A 23,314-nucleotide genomic window follows, 5' to 3' on the forward strand; every position below is an offset into this window, starting at 1 on the left:
CCGTGATTAAGTTGATTCGGTTAAGCGGCTCGAAGGTCGTCGTGTTGATTTTGGATTGCTTATTTATTTATGTCAGCTATTTGCTGGCCTATAATCTGAAATTTCAGGGAAATGTTCCGCAGGAGCAATGGCAGTCCTTCTTCCACTATGCTCCTTGGTTAGGCTTGTTCACCGCCATTACATATTATTTCTTCAATCTATATGATTTTGCCGGTAGGCAGAAGCCGACCAAATGGCTGTTCAATTTGATCGTTGCCCATGTGGTCTTCGTCGTTGAGCTGATTGTATTGAACTATTGGGTTAGAACCTTCAGTCTGCCACGAAGCGTCGTCGTGATCGCTTTTCTTATTCAGCTCGTGCTGACATTCAGCCTGAGGCTGCTGTTGTTCTTCGTTCAGATTCGCGGCTTCGGCAAGAAGCGGGTGCTGCTCGTTGTTAATGCCGATCCGTCGTCCATCCATACGCTTCGTAAGGTGATAACCGGGGGGCAGATATGGTTCCGTATCCAGCGGGTGTTCATTGTAGGCAATGGAGAGAGGGAACTGAACTCTTCCTTCTGGGAGGAGATCGACGTGCTGATGTTTGGACCAGATATTCCGGATCAAGTAAAGACAGAGCTGATTCAGGCCGCAGGCCAGCGCAACATCGAGGTTCTGCTGATTCCTGATTTCTATGAGCTATATTTAATGAAAGCCGAGATGCAGCAGATTGACGATCTGATGGTCTATTCGATGATGCCGCCCGAGCTGACAATCTGGGAGCGGTTCGCCAAGCGCTGCATCGATCTCGTGATTTCTTCGCTGCTGTTATTGATAGCCTCACCGATCATGCTGCTGATGTGGGTGATCATCCCGATGACGTCGCAGGGCAAGGCGCTGTTCATGCAAGAGCGGGTCGGTCTGCATGGCCGGGAGTTCCGTGTATTTAAGTTCCGCAGCATGGTCGATAATGCGGAGCAGCATACAGGGCCGGTTCTGGCCGGGGCTGGAGACGCAAGAATTACCCGCTTCGGACAATTCATTCGCGCGACTCGGCTTGATGAGCTTCCGCAATTGATTAATGTGCTGCGTGGTGAAATGAGCCTAGTGGGTCCCAGGCCGGAACGGGCCTACTTCGTGGAGCAGTTCAAGCTAGAATTGCCTCATTATACGTACCGTTTAATGGTGAAGCCAGGACTTACCGGTCTGGCCCAGGTCATGGCCAATTACACGACGACACCATCGGATAAACTGCGGTATGACATGATGTATATCAAGAATTATTCACCGATCCTGGACTTGAAGATCCTGGTTCAGACGATTGGAGTGGTTCTACGCCGGGATCAGTCTAAGGGATTGGAGACCCCGGAAGCTTCGGCGCCCCTGGATGTGGCGCAGTATCTGCAGGACGCCGAGCTTGAGATTGCTGCAGTGGGGGAATAAGGTTGGTTCTGATTAATCCAGATTAGCGAGTGAGAGAATACGGTCCTGATTGGCCTTGATCTTATTATCTTTGACCTGTACCTTTGATTCGGTATAGGACATCGTAGGAGCGAGGAACAAAATGCCGTATTCCACATTAGTGATCGTATTATTCGATATAATGCCGCTCTGGCTCTGACTGATCGGTGAGAAGATTCCTGAGCGCATGTTGGAGATGGTATTATTGGCAATTTTGAAATTGCGGATGCTCCCCAAGCGTATGCCATTGGTGTCAGTAAGATCGGTGTTTGCACCATTGGATATTTTATTATTTTCAATTACGATGTCCGTCAAGCTCCCCATGTCTGCTTCGATTGCTGAGTAGTAGCTGCCTACGCCATCGACCGTATTGTTCGTGACCTGCACATGACTGGCATACACGGATATAGCAGCGAACATGTCCTGCGGAATTGGGTCCTGAACCGGGAAGAAGCGGTATGGATTATCTCCGTCATAGGAATTCGTGATGTGATTGTCCTTGACCGTAACGCCGGGGGCTGCAATCTTGATGCCTCTCTTGGCTACATGGTGAATACGATTTCCTTGGATCAACGAGTCTGACCGGCTGGCTCCCGCGGGAGTCTTGTCGAAGTAGATAGCGTCTGCATCTTCACGGGGAGTAATGTAGGAGAAGATGTTATTAATAATGTTCACGTTACGGGCAAAAGGCTGTCCAGGTTCGCTCCACACTAAAATCCCCCGGGCGATCGGATCGCTGTGAATCGCGGAGATACCGGTGATCGTCGACTGTTTTATTGTAATACGTTCGGTATTGCCATAGATCAGGATCCCAGAGATCAAGGCATTGTACTGCGGCAGCTTCGGATCATCCGACTGGGTAATGTTCTTAATAGAGGAATTGGTGATCGTCACATCCTTCGAGCCGGTGTGGACGCCAATTCCTCTTATTAATTTGTGATTCCCATCAATATGGATCCCATCGATGCGGATATGCTGTCCAGTGACCCAGAAGGCTTCATAACCAAAAGAAGCGGAGGAGGAGAACCTGGTAAATTTCAGTACTGGCTTGCCCTTGCCAATCACTTGGACATGGCTCTCTACACGGAGAGGCTCATCCAAATCAATAAGGTATGTTCCTTCGGGAACGAGGACCTTGCCTCCCCCAGGCTTGTTTGCCACGGTCTCCAACGCGACTAAGAAGGCTTCGGTATCATTAGCGATTCCATCCCCCTTGGCCCCTGCATCTTTTACGTTAATCGTAAATAGGGCTGTCTGCTCCGCGGCTAGAGCGCTTCCCGATGCGGGAATGAGATAACAGAAGGTCATGATGATCAACAATACGATAAAAGATTTAGAATTTCGCATTTCATGTCCTTTCATTTTTTAATCCTCCAATAAGTGCTGTGAAGATTCAGCCCATTCCTCCATATCGGGAATCCAATAGTACAGATTCGATTTGACGATCGGATCCATGGCTCTAGCGCTATGCCCGGGCAGCTGTACATACTGGAAGTCGTCTTCCTTCATGTCTTTGGCCATCCAGGCCAGGCTGATGATATCGCTGTCGCTTAAGTTTGTATCGAGAATATCCTCCCTAACCTGGCTGATCAGGGAAGGAAGCTTGGTAATGTTCTGAGGTCTGATGACCGTGCGAACAATTTCCTTCAACACCATCGCTTGATTGGCCTGTCTGCCGGAATCGCCTCCCGGTAGCGATTTGCGCTCACGTACGAGATCCAGCGCTTCAGCACCACTGAGGTGATTATCCCCTGCAGGGAAGGTCTTATGGCCATACGTCAACTTAACGGGTTTATCGAGATTGATATCAAGTCCGCCGATCGTATCAATGAAATGTTCAAAGCCTTCAAAGTCAGTCTTGATATAGTAGTTAATCGAACAGGAGAAGAGATTACTGACGGCCTGAATCGAAGCAATTGTACCGGTATGGGTATCGCCGTTCATCTCTCCGAGGATATGGGCGTGGTTAATCTTGGTGTAGCCGACCCCGGGAATGTTCACCTGGGTATCGCGGGGAATGGAGATTAGGCTAATCGTGTTCTTATCAGAATTCACGTGAGCGAGCATGATGACATCGGTTCGTGATGCTTCATTGTCTCTGGCATCGGTTCCGAGAATGAGAATATTGAAGCTGGTCTGTTTGGAATCAGTTGGGGTAGGATTCTGAGGTGAAGGGTCCGTCTGCCCTGTCTCGTTCTGTGTTGTTGGGGCGGCCGCCTCCTGCTCTGGTACAGCCAGTACTGGAATAGCGGCATTGCGGAAGTGGGCAGAGGGCTCGAACTTCCAATACGTATAGAGGCCTGCTCCTATGAGTAGAAGCAAGGCTGCGCTTAAATAAATATACATCTTCTTGACTTTCCAACTTCCTAATTTCATGCCGCTAAATAAGCCTCCCTTGGCCGAATAATAAGATGCCGAGCATAACGGCATGGGTTGCATGGCACATGAGATGCTTATCTAATCTGGATTGTAACTGATGGCAGCCCTATCCGTAAACTATTATCCTGCAGAGGCTGGTCCATCTGCTGGCATCGAGCTTCCATCCCACCGCAGCACGAATCGGGAGAACTCCAACTCTGGCAGAGGCTTGCTGAACAGATAACCCTGAAATTGATCGCATTCCAGATCGGTCAAATATTTAAGCTCATCCGGCGATTCGATTCCTTCGGCAACAACCCGCAGATCCATATGATGCCCGAGTTCAATAACAGCACGTACGATCGAGGATTTCCGGCTGTCTTCGGTAATGCCTTGAATGAAGGAGCGATCCAGCTTCATCTCGCTGATCGGCAGGCGGTCCAACTGACTGAGCGAGGAATAACCGGTTCCGAAATCGTCCATAGAAATATGGATCCCCATCTGCTTCAGATCCTCCATCATCCGCACGCCATACTCTACATTTCTAATCAGCGTCCCCTCGGTAATTTCAAGCAAGAGGTACTGTGGCTCCAAGCCGGTCTCATGGAGAATCCGGGTAATTGTTGGAATCAAGTTGCTCTGGTAGAAATGCCGGGCGGAAATATTGACGGCGACCGGGAAGCGAGGCATTCCTTCCAGCTGCCAGATCTTGTTCTGTCGGCAGGCTTCCTGTAGCACCCATTCGTCGATATCAAGTATGACCCCGGAATTCTCCGCGAGCGGGATGAACTTGGCCGGAGACACCATGCCGTATTCCGGATGGAGCCAACGAATCAAGGCTTCCGCTCCGATTACTTCGCCTGAAGAGGCATCGATCTTAGGCTGGTAATAAAGCTTGAATTGACCTTCCAGAAGAGCAGCCTTCAGCTCATTCTCGAGCCGCATATTCTCCTCGCGCTGGTTCTCAATCAGACTATCGTAGAAATGATATAGACCGTCGCCTTGCTCCTTGGCTACATACATTGCGATATCGGCGTTGCGCATGACGGCATCGATATCGTCTCCATCGTAAGGGTATACGCTGATGCCGACGCTGACTGACATATAGAGCGCCCGTCCATTAATTTCGAACGGTTCCTCGCATATATCGCAGATGGTCTGGGCGATTTGCTGAACATCGGAAATATGCTCGTAATGAAGAATGAACAAGAACTCATCTCCACTAAGTCGGAACACCTTACATTGCTCCGAAATAATTCGGGAGAAGCGCTGGGCTATGTCATGCAGCAGTTCATTACCAATGGCATGTCCGAGCGTGTCGTTGACCTGTTTGAAACGGTTCAAGTCGGCGAACATAATAGCAAAGGCGGGCGAATCCTCCGAGGTGTCGTCGATCGGTTTATCGAGCCCCAGCGTCTTGATGTATTCCTGGAAGTGAAGACGATTAGGCAGTCCAGTCAATTCATCATAGTACGCCAAATGATGCAGCTTCTTCTCTGATTTCATGAGTCGGGTCGTCTGTTCCTCCAACAGTCTAGTATTCTTAAGGGAGTTCTGGAACATATGAATCAAATTGCCGGACATATATTTGAAGTTGTGGATCAGTGAGCGGATCTCGTAGATCGAGCTCTCCGGCCACTTGATCTTCTGGACGGTATACAGCTTGTCGGGCAGATCTGTCGTCAGGGTAGCGAGCTGTGTCAATCCGCGCAGCAGGCGATGGTTCAGCCATTGGCCGATCGTTGAGCCGCAGATGACGAACAGCAGCAGGCTCAGAAACTGAATTAGAAATTGTTTATAGATCAGTTCCTGGTCATGCGTCATCGGAACATAAACGAATAATTGCAGTGCTTCTGAGGACTGAATCTCCAGCGGTATTTTATACACATAAGATGCTTCGTTCCACCCTTGAATCGGGAAGATCCGGGTTTCATAGGCAGGAACGTTCATATAGAACTCATGTTTGCTTGATGTGTGAGGTGGATCGATATCGTAGTGATGGGAGCCTTCTGATGGAATCGGAGTATGACTGGAAGCGATGATGGAGTTGTTATGGTCGATGATGGCGATCTGATAATATCCGTCCGACACTGGCTGCTGAGTAAGCTCCTGAATATAAATTCGGTAATCCTCTGTGGACAGCGGCTCGCTTTTCATTTGCTCCAAGGCGGATAATTCTTTGGAAATCGAGCTAGCTACACTGGTTGCCAGCTTGTAAGAATACTGCGATACTGAAGCATAGCTGCTCCAGCTGTTATTTAAGATAAAGATGAGAAACGGCAGTGCAATAGATACAATGATGATATGGAACAACACTTTACTGAAAAATAACGGCTCGATCCGGAATGAAATTCCCGGCTTAAGCCAGCGCTTGGGCAAGTATTTCCATATGATGTCGGCGAACATCACATTGAACAGCCCGTTGGTTGCAGAAATCGTGATCAGCAGCCATAGCTCCATGGAGACGGTGTGGTACATCGTCCAATAAACCAGGAAAACAGCTGGGATCCCGATCACCATCCAGAACAATGCATCCGTGCGCAGCATCCGGTCTCTCTTGCTCCACTTTAGTGAAAGGCCGATAGCGATGATCTCAAGCAGAGACAGCAGTACAATATAAGGTCTGCCCCACATGAATATGGACACGCCATAGACAAGAATGGCCGCAGCAAGACCATATATATTGCCATAGCAACGAAGCAATAGCAGCAGGATGACGTTTGTGAACGACAATGAGATGCTGAAAATAAGGTGCAGCTCATGCGACTCGCAATAGAAGGCGAGCGCTAGGCCGGCCAGATAAGCCACGGCGAGCAGCAGGTTTCGTGATCTCCTTTGCATCATTTAGTGCCCCCCATGGAACAGAGAATTATTGGAAATATAGGAGATTAGTGTATCAAACACACCTCATTTAATTTCTACATGTTTACAGAATTATCCTCCATCATCATCAAATTACTCGGAAAAAATAGAAAAAAGTATGGATGGAAAACTGGATTCATGTCGAAAAGTGTGTAATTATTATGAATTGTTATGGATATTTAGAATAGAGGGAATGACACTAAGTATGGCGATTAAGAAATTTTTGCAGCTAGTAGAGATCAAGACGAAGACGGCGAGTATGATACCCTTCCTGTTCGGAACGGTATATGCGATATTTCGTTTTCAGGAATTCAAGCTAGAGCATTTTTTGTTCATGCTGTTCTCATTGCTCAGCTTCGACATGGCCACAACGGCCTTGAACAATTTTTACGACTATAAAAAAGCAGCCCGGAAGCATGGCTATGGCTATGAGATCCATAATCCGATCGTGAGCCATCATATGAAGCCAGCTCGGGTCGTATTGCTGATTGGTATATTGCTGCTAATTGCGGTAAGCGCAGGTCTCGCTTTAGTGTTACAGACAGATCTGCTAATCCTGCTGCTGGGCGGACTTTCCTTCGCGGTAGGGATTCTCTATTCGTTCGGGCCGATCCCAATTTCAAGAATGCCGCTGGGGGAGATCTTCTCGGGTTTGTTCATGGGCTTTGTCATTATGTTCATATCTGCTTATATTCAGGCCGGGGATCGATTGGCCTCTCTGACGCTGGAGGGGGGAGTGGCTGTACTTCAGGTGCATCTTTTGGAGGTCGTGCTTCTCTTCCTCGTATCGGTTCCGGCGATTCTCGGTATAGCGAACATTATGCTGGCCAACAACATCTGTGATATCGAAGAGGATATTGAGAACAAGAGATATACACTTCCAGTCTATATTGGCAGAGCGAATGCTTTAATGCTGTTCAGACTGATGTATTACGCGGCCTTCATCGATCTGATCGTCCTGATCTTCCTGGGGGTTAACCCGCTGCTCTGTCTGCTGACTTTAGTAACCTTGATTCCCATCAATAAAAATATTAGACGTTTCACCAAGCTTCAGACGAAGAAGGATACGTTTGGACTCGCGGTCAAGAACTTCATGATGATGAATGGAGCGAGGATAATCATCCTTATTGCAGCCATCCTTATATCCCTATAAAGGGGTATTCAAGCTGAAAACAGGTCTATTTGAACACATAGCTGAAATAAAAAAGCGGATCGTTTAGATCCGCTTTTTTGGTGCAATCATAATTCCGGCGCCGATGACCACGAGGGCAATGGCTAACACAGGTTGTCCGAAGATCATACGATTGTACAGCGCTCCGAGCGAGAATACAGCGAAGAACAGCAAGGAGAGACCGGCCAGAATGTTAATCGGGATGAGCAGGTACTTGTTACGGTTGCCGAACCAGTAGAATTCGAACAGTCCGACTGCAGGAGCCAGGATGAAGCCTGGCCATAAATACTGCCAGCTATCGAACAGGGTGGAGATTTGGCAGACAAGTCCTACGGTGAACAAAATGCCGCCAGGGATTAATAGTCCGATTGCTCTGCGGCTGGTTACAGAGAAGTACATCCAGTGGAAGAATAGACCGAGGGGCAACACGAACATCGTCGGCCAGAATTGCCCGAACAGGGTGCCAGCACTAATCGCTTCTCTGCGGAAGAAGAGCAGGTACAAGCCGAGTAGAATGAGCACCGGGCCAAACCATGATTTCTTATTCATTTATTTCCGTCCTTTCAAGAGGTAGTTCAAAAAGTCCGCTTTTGATCACGAAGTGAATCAGGGAGTGAACTCGGCGTCGAATCTTGAATTCAGCCGGGTCAAGCAGATGCTTACGAAGTCATGTTTCCTGCGGAAACATCTTAGGTGCTCACGTACCCAAAACGTACGCTCCGCTCCTCAGACCCTAGCTTCATTCAACCTTCTCGGTGCTGAAAACCGCACTTTTTGAACACACACTTCAAATATTATCTGGTAGTATCGTACCATAAAAGTCCATGCCTCACTTCGGTCTCGGGGGAAGAAAAAATCTAGACTTTAGTCCAGTTGCTAGGTGAACTATTTTTCCACTATCCCTCTCCATGAAAAGGTGTATAATTAAAAGTGATAAATATCACATTCACAACTATGAAAGGAGCGTGGAGTAGCTGGTTAGCGTATGGACAAGATTCAAAAAGGCTTCACGGTTCAAAGTCATTCCCGTCATGCTGGTTCCTGTATTCCTCGGAGCACTTGGGGCCTACGTGTGGAAGGGCATATTTCATCCGGTGCTTTTTATAATTACATTAATCGGTGCAGGTGCGGCGCATTTGTTCTCGAATATGATCAATGATCTATGGGATTACCGCAGTGGTGCAGATACGGCAGCCAATAACACTCCAGAGGTGATCTCGACCAATTCGGGTTATCTGGATAACGGTACAATGTCTGAGAGAACCTTTGCCATCATCACCTGGTCATTGCTCGGCTTGGCTGTACTCTGCGGCGTCGTGCTTAGTATATTCAGCGGCTGGCCTATTCTCGTCTTCTCGGCACTGGGAGGACTGATCGCGTATTACTATGTGGCGCCTCCTATCCAGTTTGGATACAGGGGTAAAGGCCTTAGTGAACTGGCAATCCTGCTCTCTTTTGGCGTTCTGCCTATTATGGGATCATATTACGTGCAGACAGGCGATTTGAGCTTTCGCTCAGCCCTGTTGTCGCTACCGATCGGGATTCTGACGACACTGCTCTTGTTTAATCACCATTTCCTACACTGGCAAGCGGACAAGCAGGCCGGCAAAAATACATTGGTCGTCGTATGGGGAGAGAAACGGGCCTTGGCCTTCTCCAAAATGTTACTGCTGCTTGCTTATGCTTCACTGGTACTCTGTGTAGTACTACGAATCCTGCCGTTCTATTCCTTGATTGGGCTAATAACGGCGATTCCGTTATATCGAGTATATGGCAGATTGAAGGAGCATAATCCTTCTACGGCATATTTGCCGTTAATGGGGGCTTCACAGAAGGCATCGGTCCGCTGTGGCCTGATTATGATCGTAACATTGTTGATCCAAGGTATTATTCAATAATTTCTAAGAGAAAGAGAGACGAACCTACATGGAAGAGCAAAAAATATTCGGAGATTTTCATACGATTTTAAATGAAGGACAAGTCTGGAAAATGGGCGGTTTTCCGCTGCCCGACGGTTCGTTCTGGGAATACCGTGAGCCTGAGGCGGTTGTCATTGTACGCAATGGAATTCTGTATGTCCGTGCACCATTAAGCCGTCAGAACAATCAAATTCAAATTCTCGACAATGCCAAGCATATGTATTATTCCGTTGAGGATGTCGTTGTTCCAGAAGAGGGCGAGGTCAGCTTCGAATTGCAAATTCGTGCCCGTACACAGAATACGGTGCCTGGCGATCTATACGATGGTTATGTGTCGCTGAACCTGCTTGACTTCACGACGGGTGCGGCGCTGGATTTCTTCGCAGGTAATGATAAATACGCGAGTGTCTACGCAGTATTGCCATTCCCGGGTGTGAAGGTGCCGGACAGTGACAAGACGAAGTACTTTTGCGTGTTCAAGGAGGATACGGACTTCAAAGCCCGTGAATTCAATACTTATAAAATCACTTATAATCGTGCTGAAGATGAGGTTATCTTCTATCTCAACGGGAAAGAAGTGCGCCGGGAGAGTGGTGTTCCGATTAAGTTCAACCGCTTTACAATTGCCTTGGGCATCATGACTGAGAAGGATATTTCACCAGAAGGCAGTGTATCCGTTCACGGTCAAACCGTAATCGCTGAATATTCACCAGTGACAGTGACGATTAAGGAATAGGCTTTGTAAGAATAAAAACCGCTGCCGGAGCAGACGCTAATTAGCGATTCCATTCATTATATGGAGGTGAACCGTAACATGGCAAAGCGTGAGCGGAAAGCTGGCAATGGCAGCAGCAATGGGCAGAATGCTTCAACCGGGAATGGCGGAGAAGGCGGGGCTGGACGTCTTAGCCAGATGAAGAACCATTCCAAGCGCGGAAATGGAACTGTTGACGATTTTATATCAGGGACAGATAAGTTTCGCGGTTAATGATTAAGAATGAAGGAGCCGTTCTTGCTGCTTAGCTGCAAGGCGGCTCCTCGTTACTTTCCATCAATTATTTTTGTGTACCGTGTCTTTTAGTGGGAAGCTGCCCGGCAGGATTTCCCTTACCTTGGCGCCGTTTATTAGCCTCGTCTTTGGCTTGTTTATCATGCAGCTTCTCGACAAATTCATGCGTATTATCCATCTGAAAGATCCTCCCTAATTCGCGTATTCGAAAGATCAGTATCAGACGTTACTATGCCTCAATTAGCTGCTTTTCATCCCGAATGGTTCTTCGTAATTATGTCTTGTTCCGTATTCTCGCCGTACCAGAGTTCACGGAAGCTCTGACTGGTTTCAAGCAGGAGATCAACAGTGCCTTCCGCTTCGATTGTTCCATCCTTAAGCACGATGATGTGATCGGCATGTGTGAGCGCCGCTTTGCGATGGGATACGACTAAATAGGTGGCATCGCTGCGTTCACTAAATATCCGCTCCCATAGGATCCGTTCTGTCTCGACATCGAGCGCGCTGGATAGGTCATCGAACACATAGAGCTGTGCATCACGTGCAAGCATGCGTGCGGTCGCTGTCCGTTGAGCCTGACCACCCGACAGCTTGACGCCGCGTGGACCAACCATCGTATCCAGGCCATCCTGCAGGTTGCTGATATCGTCCTCCATGACAGCGGTATAAATAGACTGCTCTAATTTATCTGCGGTCTCCGGTTCGCCAAGCAAAATGTTATGTTTCAACTTGTCGCTATACAAGCGCGGAATTTGCGAAGTATACGCGCTATGCGGAGGGACGAAGAAGTCGGCTGGGTTGGATACGGTCTGTCCGTTCCAGATGATCTCACCGGATTCAGCCGGTAACAGTCCAAGCAGGGAGCGGACCAATGTCGTCTTACCTGAACCGATCATGCCGGTGATGACCGTAAATGAACCGCGGGTCAAGTTAAGATCAATGTTATGGATACCACGTCCGGTCTCAGGATAGCGGTAAGTCAGCGAACGTGTCTGCAAATGCTCTAGCGGCTTGAATTCAACTTGGTTCTTTTCATTAATCGGCCCATTCTGAATATAGTTAGATGCTTCAGCATCTTTCTCATGGTCCTTGCCAATGCCGATATAAGCTGGCTTAGTTAGCGCAGAAGCATGAGTACCTTGCAGCATATTCTTCAAACGTCCAAAGCTGATAGTCATCTGCTTGTAGTATGTCATGAAGTTACCTACATTACCAATGAGCTGAGTAACGAAGGTTAAATAATATATAAATAGGGACAAGTCGCCTACTGTAAAAGCTCCGCTGCGCATTTTGTAACCCGCCAAGATGAGGATCAGGCCAGTTCCAAGATTGACAGAATTAGTAAAAATAGAGGACAAAGCTTCTGTAATCAGTTTATCCTTAACCATCGTCTTTCTGCGCTGATCGCTAAGCTTGACAAACCGCCCAACGATGCGCGCTTCTGCACCAGCCACTTGAATGGCCTGAACATTGCCGAACATTTCACTGATCGAACCGGTGACTTTCGCTGTAGCTTCCCTGCTGGCGGCACGATACTTCTGAATTCGCGAGGTTGCGAATTGGGCCGTACAGACGACCAGAATCAGTGGAACAAATACGAAGAAGGTCATCTGTGCATCGATCGATATAAGAATAAAGCTAGCGACGATCGCGAAACCAGCCAAGCCCAATCCATCTACTGACCAGCTTACCGCTTCCTCCGTTTGATCGATATCATCACGGAAGTTACTAATTCCTTCGCCCGGTGAGCAAGGAATGGCCCTGGCTCCAGGCTGTTTCAATACGTGCGCCAGCAGGTTGCGGCGCATCAACATGCTGATGCGAAACCGGAACCGTGCATCAGTCAGAAATCCTAGTGCAATGAACATGATTCTTGCCAGTGTGGCACTAATCAGCAGGGCGACGATTCCCCATACCCCATATGGAAAGGTAATATTACCTTCCAACTGATCGAAAAAGGCTTTAGTAGCTAGCCCTGGCAGCAACGGAATCATATGCACGATCGTCCACATCAATAGGTTCGTCAGGTAGAGGATAGGACGATAGGTTAGCAATCTCCAGAAAAAGTGACGTGTCTTCATGCCAGCACCTCCTCTAATCCAACAGCCAACATGCGGCTGAACCGGGAATCTGGATCCGCGGCCAGTTCTTTCCGCTCGCCCTTCTCCAATATTCGGCCATTCTCAAGAATAAGGATTTGATCGGCGCGCTGCACGGTAGATAAGCGATGTGCGATTATGATGCAGGTTCGCTCCTCAAGCAGCTTGCTGATCGCCGCTTCAATTCGATTCTCCGTTAACGGATCAAGCCGGGATGAAGCTTCATCTAGGATGACCAGTCCGGGATTTGTAAGAAATACCCGGGCGAAGGCGAGCAGTTGAGCTTCTCCTGCTGATAAGCTACCGCCGCCAGAAGCCAGTATGGTATCAAGGCCATCCGGCAGCGCTGCGTACCATTCCTTAAGGCCCAGCTCTTCTAGAACGGACACAATGGTCTCATCCTGAATATCAGTATCGAACAGGGTTAGATTGTCCCTCACGGTTCCTTCCATGATCTCAATATTTTGTGTCACCATCGCGACTCCCTGTCTTAATTCATGCAGCTTGCAATCTCTAATATCGATACCGGACAGCTTGATGCGTCCTTCCTGCGGATCATAGAAGCGCAGCAGAAGGCGGGCAATGGTAGTCTTGCCGCTCCCCGTTCTTCCGAGCAGGCCCATCGTTTGGCCAGGTTTCAAATCGAAGCTGAGCCTATGTAATGTAGGATCTCCGTCCTCTTCATAGGAGAAGGTGAGACTATCAAATTCGACGCTTAGCGGGGCCTGCGGTAGAGGTGCACCTGGGCCGTCGATAATCTTCGATTTTGTATTTAGCAGCTCGCGGACACGGACTAGGCTGGCATCAGCTTTTTGCAGGTCTTCGAGTTGGGTACGAATCTTCTCAATCGGCTTGGCCAGTAGCTCGGTATAGTAGAACACAAGATATACGGAACCGATGGTCAGTTCTCCTCGTTTCCATAAGTAATAACAGATTATAAAGGCGGCAGCGTTTCCAAGTGTGAACACGAGTATGGTTGTGCTCCACATCATGCAGAACCCCATAAAGGCACGAACCCGCACGGGCAGCATCCGACGGGAGAGATTATAGAAGCGATTCATTACATAGCCCGCCGCACCGTTGGCCCGTGTATCCTCAGTGCCTTCGAGCTGCTCGCCGATGAAACCGTAGAACTCTGCGTTTAAGCTCCTCCAGCGTGTCCAGACAGGGACTGTGAATTTGCGGATCTTCTGAATCACGAACATGGCACTTACGACGAACAGGCACATTGCCATGCCAATCCAAATATTCTCGCGGAACAGGAGCAGCAGGATTCCCAGCATCAGCACGATATTGCCCAGTAGGTGAATGATGAAGCTGGAGAAGAAGTTCGCCAGCGCGTTCACGTCGCCATCGACCCGCTCTATAAGCGAACCTGAAGTGTGTGTCTTATGAAACGACATATCGAGCCCGAGGCAGTGTTCCACTAGATCGGCTCTAAGTTGGTTAGTTGTCGTCCAGCCCAGATTCTCACTGAAATACGCGGCGCATACTGACACGATCTGCTGAAATAACGAGAAGCCGATAAATAGAGCTGCGGCATAGTACAGATTGTACAAGCTTCCCTGTCCTTGGGCAGCATCAATGAAATAGCGGATAATTTGTGGATTAATAAGTTGGAGTCCGATCGAAAAGATCAGCAGCAGGGTGAGCCAGAACATAAGTTTGCGGTGCGGTAGTACATATTTTCCTAACATCTCGTAATAATCTCCCCAAGCACGCCGTTTGCGTCCTGTGATTGAAGCAGGGGAGGATTGAATCTCGGCCATCGCGACGCTCCTCTCAAATATAGACATCATGGTAGGAGCGTTATCTGATATTCAGCACGTCCCTTTTTTTACCTATTAGAATTGTAATAGAAAACATACGTTCCCACAATAGATCTGAAAAATTTTAAATGGTTGACAATGTAAAAAAGGTGACAGTATAATTTGATTAATTGATAATGATTATCATTATTGATTTATCGGATCCGTCTGTCTTGCCGGCAGCATCAACTTTGACTTCCTCCAGGCCAGGGGAAGGAAAGTAAGGGTTAAATACTTACCACCATAAGACGTTGGTCTTCGGCGCTGCCTTGATCAGTTTAATCGCTCTCGTCAGCGGCCAACTGAATAAGCACATAAAAATATAACATAGATATTAATTTCATTAATTCAATAATTTGCTTGCCTATTAAGCTTATATCTTAGGAGGATATATGAGAAAATCTAATTACTTTAAATTAACGGTTGCCATGCTTGCCATTTTTGCTTTGGTCTTATCAGCTTGCTCGAATTCAAATAATCAACCTGCCGCATCGAATCAATCTGAGAAACCTTCCACGGTTGAAATCACTGATGCTTATGGAACTGTTACTGTTCCTGTAAACCCAAAAAATGTAATTTCTTTGGATAGTAGGACTTTTGAAACTTTATCTGATTGGGGAATTAAATTAGCGGCTGCTCCAAAGGATGTAATGCCTGCGGATTCACCATATGTAAAGGATGATTCGGTTCAAAATATTGGAAATCATCGTGAACCAAATCTTGAAATTTTAGCTGCGGCAGACCCTGAACTTGTAATTATCGGTCAAAGATTTGCTAGCTACTATGAAGAGATAAAAAAATTAGTGCCAAATGCAGCTGTTATTGATCTTAATTTTGATGTTTCTGAGAAAGCTGCTACACCGGGAGAAAACTTAATAAATGGACTTAAGGATTCTACAATCTCTTTGGGGAAAATTTTTGATAAAAATGAAGAGGCTAAACAATTGGTAGCTGATTTTGATAAAGCTGTTGAAGGTGCTAAGTCTGCATATAATGGAACAGATACAGTTATGAGTGTTGTAGTTTCTGGTGGAAATATTGGTTTTTCAGCTCCTCATTCTGGACGTGTTTGGGGACCAATGTATGAAATCTTCGGATGGGTTCCAGCATTAGAAGTTGACGGTTCCTCTTCAGATCATCAAGGTGATGAAGTTTCTGTTGAAGCTATTGCGCAAAGTAATCCTGATTGGCTTTTCGTACTAGATCGTGATGCTGCAGTATCTTCTACAACGGATGCCGTTCCGGCTCAGGATGTTATTGATCATTCACCTGCTCTTAAAAACGTAACGGCTGTTTCTAAAGGGCAGATTGTTTATGCACCAAATGACACTTACACAAATGAATCCATCCAAACTTTTATAGAGGTATTTGAAAACCTTGCAAATACTTTAGCTAAGTAGTTTAAAGGAGCATAACCATAGTGCCGAAAAATATAATTGTCGGGGTTGAGAATAATTCTCAGCCCCAGCTTTATAACCACAATAAAATATGGACAAAGCCTTTTATATTAGCGATTATAGTTGTTATTATTTTAGGAATTATATCACTGTTTACTGGAGCTTATGATATAAAGGGACAAGAGGATGGAATGGATATGTTCTTCATAACTCGTGTTCCAAGAACAGCTGCACTAATGCTTACTGGAGCTGCCATGTCCATGGCAGGACTCGTAATGCAGCTTATTACACAGAATCGTTTAGTCGAACCTACCACAACAGGAACAATTGAATGGTCAGGTTTGGGACTTCTTCTTGTTTATATATTATTTCCTGCCCCATCTTTAGTTCTAAGAATGACAGGTGCAATCCTCTTTTCTTTTGTAGGAACGATGATTTTCTTTTTGTTTTTAAGAAGAGTTAGACTTCGTTCGTCTTTAATTGTTCCGATTATTGGGATGATGCTTGGAGCAATTATTTCTGCAGTTTCCACTTTTGTTGGCCTCGTTTTTAAAATGACGCAAAATATTGAAACTTGGTTTGTAGGTTCTTTTGCACCAGTCCAAGTTGGGAGATATGAATATTTATGGTTCATTATTATCATTACTTTTCTTATTTTTATGTTTGCTGATCGGTTGACTATAGCTGGACTAGGGGAAGATGTTTCAACAAGTCTTGGAGTAAATTATAATAGGATCGTTCTTCTAGGTACGGGTCTCATTTCTTTTGCAGTTGGAATTGTTGCAGCTGTTATTGGGAATCTACCTTTTTTAGGGCTAATTGTACCCAATATTGTTTCAATGTATAGAGGAGATGATCTGAGGAGTAATTTGCCTTGGGTATGTGTGTTAGGAATGGGTACTATAACGGTTTGTGACATTATTTCTCGAACAATTATAATGCCTTTTGAAGTACCTGTCTCTTTAATTCTTGGAACAGTTGGAGCAGTCGTATTTATTGTTATTTTATTGAGACAACGGAGGCTAAGATGAGCACATTAGAATATAGCAATAAAGAAAATGTCAAAATCAATCCTAGCCTTCATCATAAAAATAGATCAGCTAGAGCTTTTCGTTCTAAGAAGGAAGAAAAACGTTATTGGATTTTGCTGATAGCATTGATTGCTTTGGGCATTCTTTCAGCGTATGGACTTTTGGTTTATAACAATCCAGTCCCAGTAGATTCTCCTTCTTTCATTCCAGTTGTTAAAAGAAGGATGGTAGCTGTTGGTGCAATGATTATTGCAGCAATTTGTCAGAGTTTGGCGACCGTTGCTTTCCAATCAATTACGAATAATAGGATTATAACTCCTTCACTTTTAGGTTTTGAATCACTTTACTCAGCAATTCATACTAGTACCATGTTTTTCTTTGGTGTTAGTGCATTTATAAGTTTTACTGGTGTTGGATCATTCGTATTTCAAGTTGTGCTTATGGTTTTGCTTTCTTTGATACTATATGGATGGTTGCTTTCTGGAAAGTATGGAAATTTACAAATTATGCTTTTGGTCGGAATTATTATTGGAATTGGGCTGAAGTCTGTATCATCTTTTATGAGAAGACTTCTTGCGCCGTCTGAGTTTGATATTTTACAGGCAAGATTGTTTGCTTCTGTCAATAATGCGGATGCTGGCTATTTTCCTATTGCAATTCCGATTGTAATCATTGTAGCATTCCTTATTTTTGCTTATTCCAAGAAATTAAATGTATTGTCACTTGGGAAAGATGTCTCCCCTTCTTTGGGAGTTAATCATAGATTTGGCGTAATTTATACTCTTGTATTAGTTGCTATTTTGATGTCCATTTCAACGGCTTTAGTTGGACCACTTACTTTCTATGGATTTTTAGTTGCAACTTTGAGTTATCTAGCAGCACCAACGTATGATCACAAATATATTTTTCCAATGGCTTTTGCTATCGGATTTCTGATAATCACAGCTGCATACTTTTTTATGTACCATATATTCAATGCTCAAGGTGTGGTTTCAGTTATTATTGAACTGTTTGGTGGAATAACATTTCTAATTGTAGTCTTAAGGAAGAGGGCTCTATGATAAAAATTGATAATGTTAGAAAGTTGTATAATAATGAGGTAAACATAGGACCTTTGAATATTGAAATACCAAAAGCGGGTCTTACTTCGTTAATTGGGCCAAATGGCGCTGGAAAGTCCACGACACTTCTGATGATCGGAAGACTTTTGGGTATGGATGAGGGCCAAATTAAAGTGGCCAACATGGATGTTTCTAAATCGAAATCAGAAGACTTAGCAAAGATCGTGACTATATTGCGACAAGAAAATCATTTTGTAACGAAGCTTACTGTTAGACAACTAGCTGGGTTTGGACGTTTTCCTTATTCAAAGGGAAGACTAACTAAAGAGGATGAGGCTATTATTTCTAAATATATCGATTTTTTAGACTTGACTGATCTGGAGAATAGATATTTAGATGAGCTTTCTGGTGGTCAAAGGCAAAGGGCATATGTAGCAATGGTGTTGTGCCAAGAGACGGAATACGTCCTTTTAGATGAGCCTCTGAACAATCTTGATGTTGCCCGCTCTGTTCAAATGATGGAGCATTTGAGGCTTGCTGCTAATGAATTTGGAAGAACAATTCTGACGGTTATGCATGATATCAATTTTGCAGCCAAATATTCTGATAGAATTTGTGCTATGAAAGATGGACAAATTGCCGCTTTTGGAACAGTAGAAGAGGTTATGGATCCAAAAGTTTTGACAGATATTTTTGAAACGAAAATAGAAATTATCGATGGTCCTTATGGGCCAATAGCGATTTATTAGTGGATACACAAATGTAGGGCGGAGCCAGGGGCTTCGCTCTTTTTTTTATAAATAGAATTTATAAATCTTCATGGATCTTCATCTGACCTACATATGAATTACATATGATCTACACGCAAAATTTCAGGTGAAAATGTTAGAATTTATTTTAGAACTTAGAATAAGTCTAAATATAGAAAATCTGAAAGGATGAATTATATATGAATAACCGATTAACGACAAATCAAGGCGCTCCGGTTGGCGATAATCAGAACTCACGTACAGCAGGACAGAGAGGGCCGACATTGCTCGAGGATTATCACCTGCTGGAGAAGCTGGGACATTTCGATCGTGAACGAATTCCAGAGCGTGTCGTTCATGCCCGGGGCGCGGGGGCGCACGGCGTATTTGTGACGGAACAGAGCATGTCGGAGTATACGAAGGCTCATTTCCTGCAAGAGGCTGGCCGTGAGACTCCAGTATTCGTCCGTTTCTCTACAGTCATTCATGGAACAGGCTCACCGGAGACGGCCCGTGATCCACGGGGCTTCGCAGTCAAGTTCTATACGGAGGAGGGCAACTACGATCTGGTCGGGAACCATCTTCCTGTCTTCTTCATCCGCGACGCGATCAAATTCCCGGATATGGTACACTCGCTGAAGCCGGCCCCGAATACGAATATTCAGGATCCGGCTCGCTACTGGGACTTCATGACTTTATCTACGGAATCGACGCATATGATGACCTGGTTATTCTCGGATAACGGCACTCCTGCTAATTACCGGCAAATGGACGGCTTTGGTGTTCACGCTTTTAAATGGATCAATGCTGAGGGCAAGATGACGTATGTGAAGTATACGTGGAGATCAAAGCAAGGTGTAAGAAATCTGTCGGCTGCGCAGGTACAGGAGGTACAGGGGCGTGATTTCAACCATGCGACCCGTGATCTGCACGATCATATTGAACAAGGGGATTTCCCGCAATGGGAGCTAAATGTGCAGTTGATGCCGGTGGAGGATCTGGACCGCTGGGGCTTCGATCCGCTTGATCCTACCAAGGTATGGCCGGAGGATCATTACCCGCTCGTTAAGGTTGGCGCGATGACGTTGAACCGGAATCCAGTCAATTATTTTGCTGAAGTCGAACAGGTTGCCTTCTCACCGAGCGTACTCGTGCCGGGAATTGAGCCCTCTGAGGATAAGCTGCTGCAAGGGCGTCTGTTCTCTTATCCGGATACACAGCGCTACCGTCTTGGAGCTAACTATTTGCAGATTCCGGTGAATTGCCCATATGCTCCAGTACGCAATCATCAGCGTGACGGCTTGATGAATGTGAAGCAGGACCCTTCACCTGTCAACTACGAACCGAATAGCTTCGAGGACAGTCCTAAGGAAGCGCCAGAGTATCAGGATAGTGTAGCGCCGCTGAGTGGTCAGGCGAGCCGTGAACGGATTGCCAAGACAGACGATTTCACGCAGGCAGGGGAACTGTACCGCAGCTTCACAGCCGAGGAACGAGACCACCTGTTCTCTAATCTGGTGAGTGACCTGCGCCAGACAAATGAGCAGATTCAATTGCGGGCGATCTGCAATTTCTTCCGCGCTGACAATGGATATGGCATGCGATTGGCCCAAGAGCTTGGCGTTGACATTAGTGGATTTATGCCTCAAGGGAAAAGATACAGGTAGAATATATTGAATTAATAAATCGATATTAGAATCGAGAAGAACCGCCGATAATTCTCGGCGGTTCTTTGCTGTATATCCTCCTATCGGTAACTGAATTATCCTAATTCGATCCTACGAAACTATCTGAAGTCATGATATAGTGAAGCAAGATTGAACCAAGAACGTATAATCTAACATAATGATCCAAATGGAACTATCCCTCCAATTCGATTTAAAGGAGATGAAGCGATGAACAGTGTAATGCCAATCATAACCATTCGTGATTTGCGTAAGCGCTACGGGGATCGTTACGTACTTAACGGGGTCGATCTGGATGTCTACCCTGGACAAATTATCGGGTACATTGGACCGAATGGGGCTGGGAAGAGCACGACTGTGAAGATCATGCTCGGCCTTGTGGGTGAATATTCAGGTGAAGTCAGCATAATAGGCCAGAGCCCTGACGCTGGAGACATAGAGTATAAACGCAGAATCGGTTATGTACCGGAGGTTGCTGAGATGTACGATACACTAACACCTCGAGAGTACTTGACCTTCATTGGAGAGTTGTATGGTCTATCTATGGAAGAAGCGGAGTATAAGGCGCAAAAATTGATGAATCGTTTCGGGCTGGAACAGGTGTTCAATCAGCGCATTGCATCCTTCTCCAAAGGGATGAAGCAGAAGGTGCTGATCATATCCAGCCTGCTGCATAATCCGGATATTCTGTTTCTGGATGAGCCGCTTAGCGGCCTTGACGCTAACAGCGTTATGGTAGTGAAGGAGATATTGGCGTTGCTGGCTGCGTCGGGCAAGACGATCTTTTATTCCTCGCACATGATGGATGTAGTGGAGAAGATTAGCAACCGCATTATTCTGCTCGATGGGGGACGAGTTGTCGCGGATGGCAGCTTCGAAGAGCTGAAGGGAAAGAGTCAGGAGGGATCACTGGAGCAGATATTCAATCAGTTGACAGGCTTCAATGAGCATAAACAGATTGCTGAGCAATTCGTAGCCATTGTGAGAGGTGAGGCGGATGTATGAGCCAAGGTCCCTGAAGCTTCTTGATCGGCTTCAAGGCTTATTCTCTCGGCTAGGCATCGATTATCCTGTCATGCGGCGCATTCTACAAGTGAAGCTGACGATGGATGCTCGGAGAGTACCTACGATAGTAGGCAAGTCGAAGCAATCAAGCGATAGTTCGACCATGAACGAGCGGAATCAATTTGTGCGCTCTTTATGGGTTTACGCCATTTATGGCGCACTATGCTCTGTTTTCATGTGGGTGGGAGATAACTACTTTTTTCAGATGAGCCTGACCTTCGGCATCCTGATGTTTATCATTATGACTTCGCTCATTTCCGACTTTTCATCCGTACTGCTGGATATTCGTGATCGCAACATACTGGCCACGAAACCGGTGCATCGTCGGACATTGGCGATGGCCAAGGCGCTGCATATATGTATTTACTTGATCATGCTGACAGGGGCGATTGCTTCTATACCACTTGCTACGGCATTAATTAAGTATGGGATCGTATTTTTTCTAATATTTGTGGTTGAGCTTATTCTTATGAATCTGCTCATTGTAGCTCTCACTGCATTGATCTATTTAACCGTACTTAAATTTTTTGATGGCGAGAAGCTGAAGGATATTATCAACTATGTCCAAATTGGACTTACGATCGCCATGACGATAGGGTACCAGTTGCTGTCGCGAATGTTTAATCTTATCGATATTCAGGTCACTATCCAGCCTAAGTGGTATCAATTCTATATCATACCGGTATGGTTCGCGGCACCGTTCGAGAGCGTGCTTCATCGCAACGGGAATTTAATATTCACTGTATTCTCCCTGCTCGGTCTCGTTATACCGATCCTGGCCTTTATGATCTATATCCGGCTGATGCCTTCGATGGAACGCCACCTGCAGAAGCTGGCCGATCCAGGAGGGCGACCTTCCAGAGGAAGAGGGAGGCTGCCTTATTGGTTGTCCCGCATATTCTGTTCTAGCCCGCAGGAGCAAGGGTTCTTCCGCTTGGCCTGGTCGATGATGGGAAATGAACGGGATTTCAAGCTTAAAGTGTATCCCATCCTCGGATTCTCGATTATATTCCCGTTTATCTTTCTATTTGGCTCCGGGCTGGGAGGCGGTATCTCAGAGCTCAGGGGAACCGGGAAATACTTGTTCATTTATTTCTCCGGGGCGATGATCTCTACAATTATCATGATGCTTCAGTATTCCAGCAAATATAAAGCCTCCTGGATATATAAAGCACTGCCGATCAGCGATAAGGTGCAAATATACAGGGGGACGTTAGTAGCTGCATTTGTCCGCTTGATCATGCCGCTGTTCATTTTACAGGGCATTATATTTTGCTTCTTGTTCGGGGTCGTCATTATTCCGGATTTGATTACTGCAGGATTAGGAATGCTACTGTATACAGCGGTTTGTCACTTCCTCCTGCATAATAATCTACCTTTTTCCCGGCCGTTCGAGGCTGTACAGCAGAGTGCGGGGATAAAGACTCTCCCCTTAATGCTGCTGCTTGGAGGTTTTGGAGTTCTGCATTTAGTTATGACCCGAATCCATTATGGGGTTTATGCATACACACTGCTGCTGATTGTGCTTAATTTCTTTGTATGGCACCCGAACCGTAAGTTGTTTGGCAAATTAACTCGAAGGGTCGGCCAAGAATAACCACTTGAAAATGATAAAAATGAGTCGGGTGAAGAGAGCCAAAAATAGGCTGGATTCACCTGTT

Annotated in this window: 19 protein-coding genes; 12 read left to right on the forward strand and 7 right to left on the reverse strand. The window is 46.0% G+C overall.

The features are described 5' to 3' along the window. The first annotated feature begins 2 nt into the window (after positions 1–2). Positions 3–1,421 carry a sugar transferase gene (locus ABD014_RS17390; protein WP_343863111.1) on the forward strand — a complete coding sequence of 473 codons (1,419 nt, stop codon included), beginning with the start codon at positions 3–5 and terminating at the stop codon, positions 1,419–1,421. A 12-nt stretch (positions 1,422–1,433) separates the two neighbouring features. Here ABD014_RS17390 and ABD014_RS17395 read toward each other — a convergent pair whose 3' ends face one another. The 3 genes from ABD014_RS17395 to ABD014_RS17405 all read right to left on the reverse strand — a co-directional run bounded on the left by ABD014_RS17395 (position 1,434) and on the right by ABD014_RS17405 (position 6,641). Then, positions 1,434–2,801 carry a right-handed parallel beta-helix repeat-containing protein gene (locus tag ABD014_RS17395; protein ID WP_343863112.1) on the reverse strand — a complete coding sequence of 456 codons (1,368 nt, stop codon included), beginning with the start codon at positions 2,799–2,801 and terminating at the stop codon, positions 1,434–1,436. 3 nt (positions 2,802–2,804) lie between these two features. Next, complete coding sequence (locus tag ABD014_RS17400; RefSeq protein WP_343863113.1) at positions 2,805–3,815, reverse strand: LCP family protein; 1,011 nt, start codon at positions 3,813–3,815, stop codon at positions 2,805–2,807. Positions 3,816–3,938: 123 nt separating this feature from the next. After that, positions 3,939–6,641, reverse strand: coding sequence for an EAL domain-containing protein (locus ABD014_RS17405; RefSeq protein ID WP_343863114.1), 2,703 nt, complete (start codon positions 6,639–6,641; stop codon positions 3,939–3,941). A 223-nt stretch (positions 6,642–6,864) separates the two neighbouring features. Between ABD014_RS17405 and ABD014_RS17410 the strand changes: the two genes are divergently transcribed. Beyond that, on the forward strand, positions 6,865–7,812 hold the full coding sequence (locus ABD014_RS17410) for a 1,4-dihydroxy-2-naphthoate polyprenyltransferase (RefSeq protein ID WP_343863115.1): 948 nt from the start codon (positions 6,865–6,867) through the stop codon (positions 7,810–7,812). A gap of 63 nt (positions 7,813–7,875) precedes the next feature. On the opposite strand, the gene ABD014_RS17415 is transcribed toward ABD014_RS17410, so the two are convergent. Further along, positions 7,876–8,379, reverse strand: a complete 504-nt coding sequence (locus tag ABD014_RS17415) for a hypothetical protein (protein ID WP_127003551.1) — start codon at positions 8,377–8,379, stop codon at positions 7,876–7,878. A 482-nt stretch (positions 8,380–8,861) separates the two neighbouring features. Between ABD014_RS17415 and ABD014_RS17420 the strand changes: the two genes are divergently transcribed. The 3 genes from ABD014_RS17420 to ABD014_RS17430 all read left to right on the forward strand — a co-directional run bounded on the left by ABD014_RS17420 (position 8,862) and on the right by ABD014_RS17430 (position 10,737). Continuing rightward, positions 8,862–9,728: a prenyltransferase gene (locus ABD014_RS17420; RefSeq protein ID WP_285860447.1), complete on the forward strand. Its 867-nt coding sequence runs from the start codon at positions 8,862–8,864 to the stop codon at positions 9,726–9,728. 28 nt (positions 9,729–9,756) lie between these two features. Then, positions 9,757–10,485: a DUF6081 family protein gene (locus ABD014_RS17425; protein WP_343863116.1), complete on the forward strand. Its 729-nt coding sequence runs from the start codon at positions 9,757–9,759 to the stop codon at positions 10,483–10,485. A gap of 78 nt (positions 10,486–10,563) precedes the next feature. Continuing rightward, a complete protein-coding gene (locus ABD014_RS17430; RefSeq protein WP_343863117.1) occupies positions 10,564–10,737 on the forward strand; it encodes a hypothetical protein in 174 nt (57 codons plus the stop codon). 67 nt (positions 10,738–10,804) lie between these two features. Here the strand turns inward: ABD014_RS17430 and ABD014_RS17435 are convergent, their stop codons facing one another. From ABD014_RS17435 to ABD014_RS17445, 3 genes are all read right to left on the reverse strand, one after another. Then, positions 10,805–10,936 (reverse strand): DUF4023 domain-containing protein, encoded by a 132-nt coding sequence (locus ABD014_RS17435; protein WP_343863118.1) that lies wholly within the window; start codon positions 10,934–10,936, stop codon positions 10,805–10,807. A gap of 73 nt (positions 10,937–11,009) precedes the next feature. Beyond that, positions 11,010–12,839: an ABC transporter ATP-binding protein gene (locus ABD014_RS17440; RefSeq protein WP_343863119.1), complete on the reverse strand. Its 1,830-nt coding sequence runs from the start codon at positions 12,837–12,839 to the stop codon at positions 11,010–11,012. Continuing rightward, a complete protein-coding gene (locus ABD014_RS17445; RefSeq protein WP_379339675.1) occupies positions 12,836–14,626 on the reverse strand; it encodes an ABC transporter ATP-binding protein in 1,791 nt (596 codons plus the stop codon). The genes ABD014_RS17440 and ABD014_RS17445 overlap by 4 nt, the downstream gene beginning before the upstream one ends. A gap of 431 nt (positions 14,627–15,057) precedes the next feature. Here ABD014_RS17445 and ABD014_RS17450 point away from each other — a divergent pair, with 431 nt between their 5' ends. The 7 genes from ABD014_RS17450 (at position 15,058) to ABD014_RS17480 (ending at position 23,250) form a co-directional block, all read left to right on the forward strand. Further along, entirely contained in the window at positions 15,058–16,065 is a 1,008-nt protein-coding gene (locus tag ABD014_RS17450; protein ID WP_343863120.1) for a siderophore ABC transporter substrate-binding protein, read from the forward strand. Between the two features lie 20 nt (positions 16,066–16,085). Then, positions 16,086–17,093, forward strand: coding sequence for an ABC transporter permease (locus tag ABD014_RS17455; protein ID WP_343863121.1), 1,008 nt, complete (start codon positions 16,086–16,088; stop codon positions 17,091–17,093). After that, positions 17,090–18,154 (forward strand): iron chelate uptake ABC transporter family permease subunit, encoded by a 1,065-nt coding sequence (locus tag ABD014_RS17460; protein WP_343863122.1) that lies wholly within the window; start codon positions 17,090–17,092, stop codon positions 18,152–18,154. The genes ABD014_RS17455 and ABD014_RS17460 overlap by 4 nt, the downstream gene beginning before the upstream one ends. Beyond that, positions 18,151–18,903: an iron ABC transporter ATP-binding protein gene (locus ABD014_RS17465; RefSeq protein WP_343863124.1), complete on the forward strand. Its 753-nt coding sequence runs from the start codon at positions 18,151–18,153 to the stop codon at positions 18,901–18,903. The genes ABD014_RS17460 and ABD014_RS17465 overlap by 4 nt, the downstream gene beginning before the upstream one ends. 200 nt (positions 18,904–19,103) lie before the next feature. Then, positions 19,104–20,570 (forward strand): catalase, encoded by a 1,467-nt coding sequence (locus ABD014_RS17470; RefSeq protein ID WP_343863125.1) that lies wholly within the window; start codon positions 19,104–19,106, stop codon positions 20,568–20,570. A 228-nt stretch (positions 20,571–20,798) separates the two neighbouring features. Beyond that, positions 20,799–21,593 (forward strand): ABC transporter ATP-binding protein, encoded by a 795-nt coding sequence (locus tag ABD014_RS17475; protein ID WP_343863126.1) that lies wholly within the window; start codon positions 20,799–20,801, stop codon positions 21,591–21,593. Continuing rightward, on the forward strand, positions 21,586–23,250 hold the full coding sequence (locus ABD014_RS17480; protein ID WP_343863127.1) for a hypothetical protein: 1,665 nt from the start codon (positions 21,586–21,588) through the stop codon (positions 23,248–23,250). Before ABD014_RS17475 ends, ABD014_RS17480 begins: the two co-directional genes overlap by 8 nt. Positions 23,251–23,314 lie beyond the last annotated feature (64 nt).

This window comes from Paenibacillus motobuensis, from assembly GCF_039521865.1.
GTDB lineage: Bacteria > Bacillota > Bacilli > Paenibacillales > Paenibacillaceae > Fontibacillus > Fontibacillus motobuensis.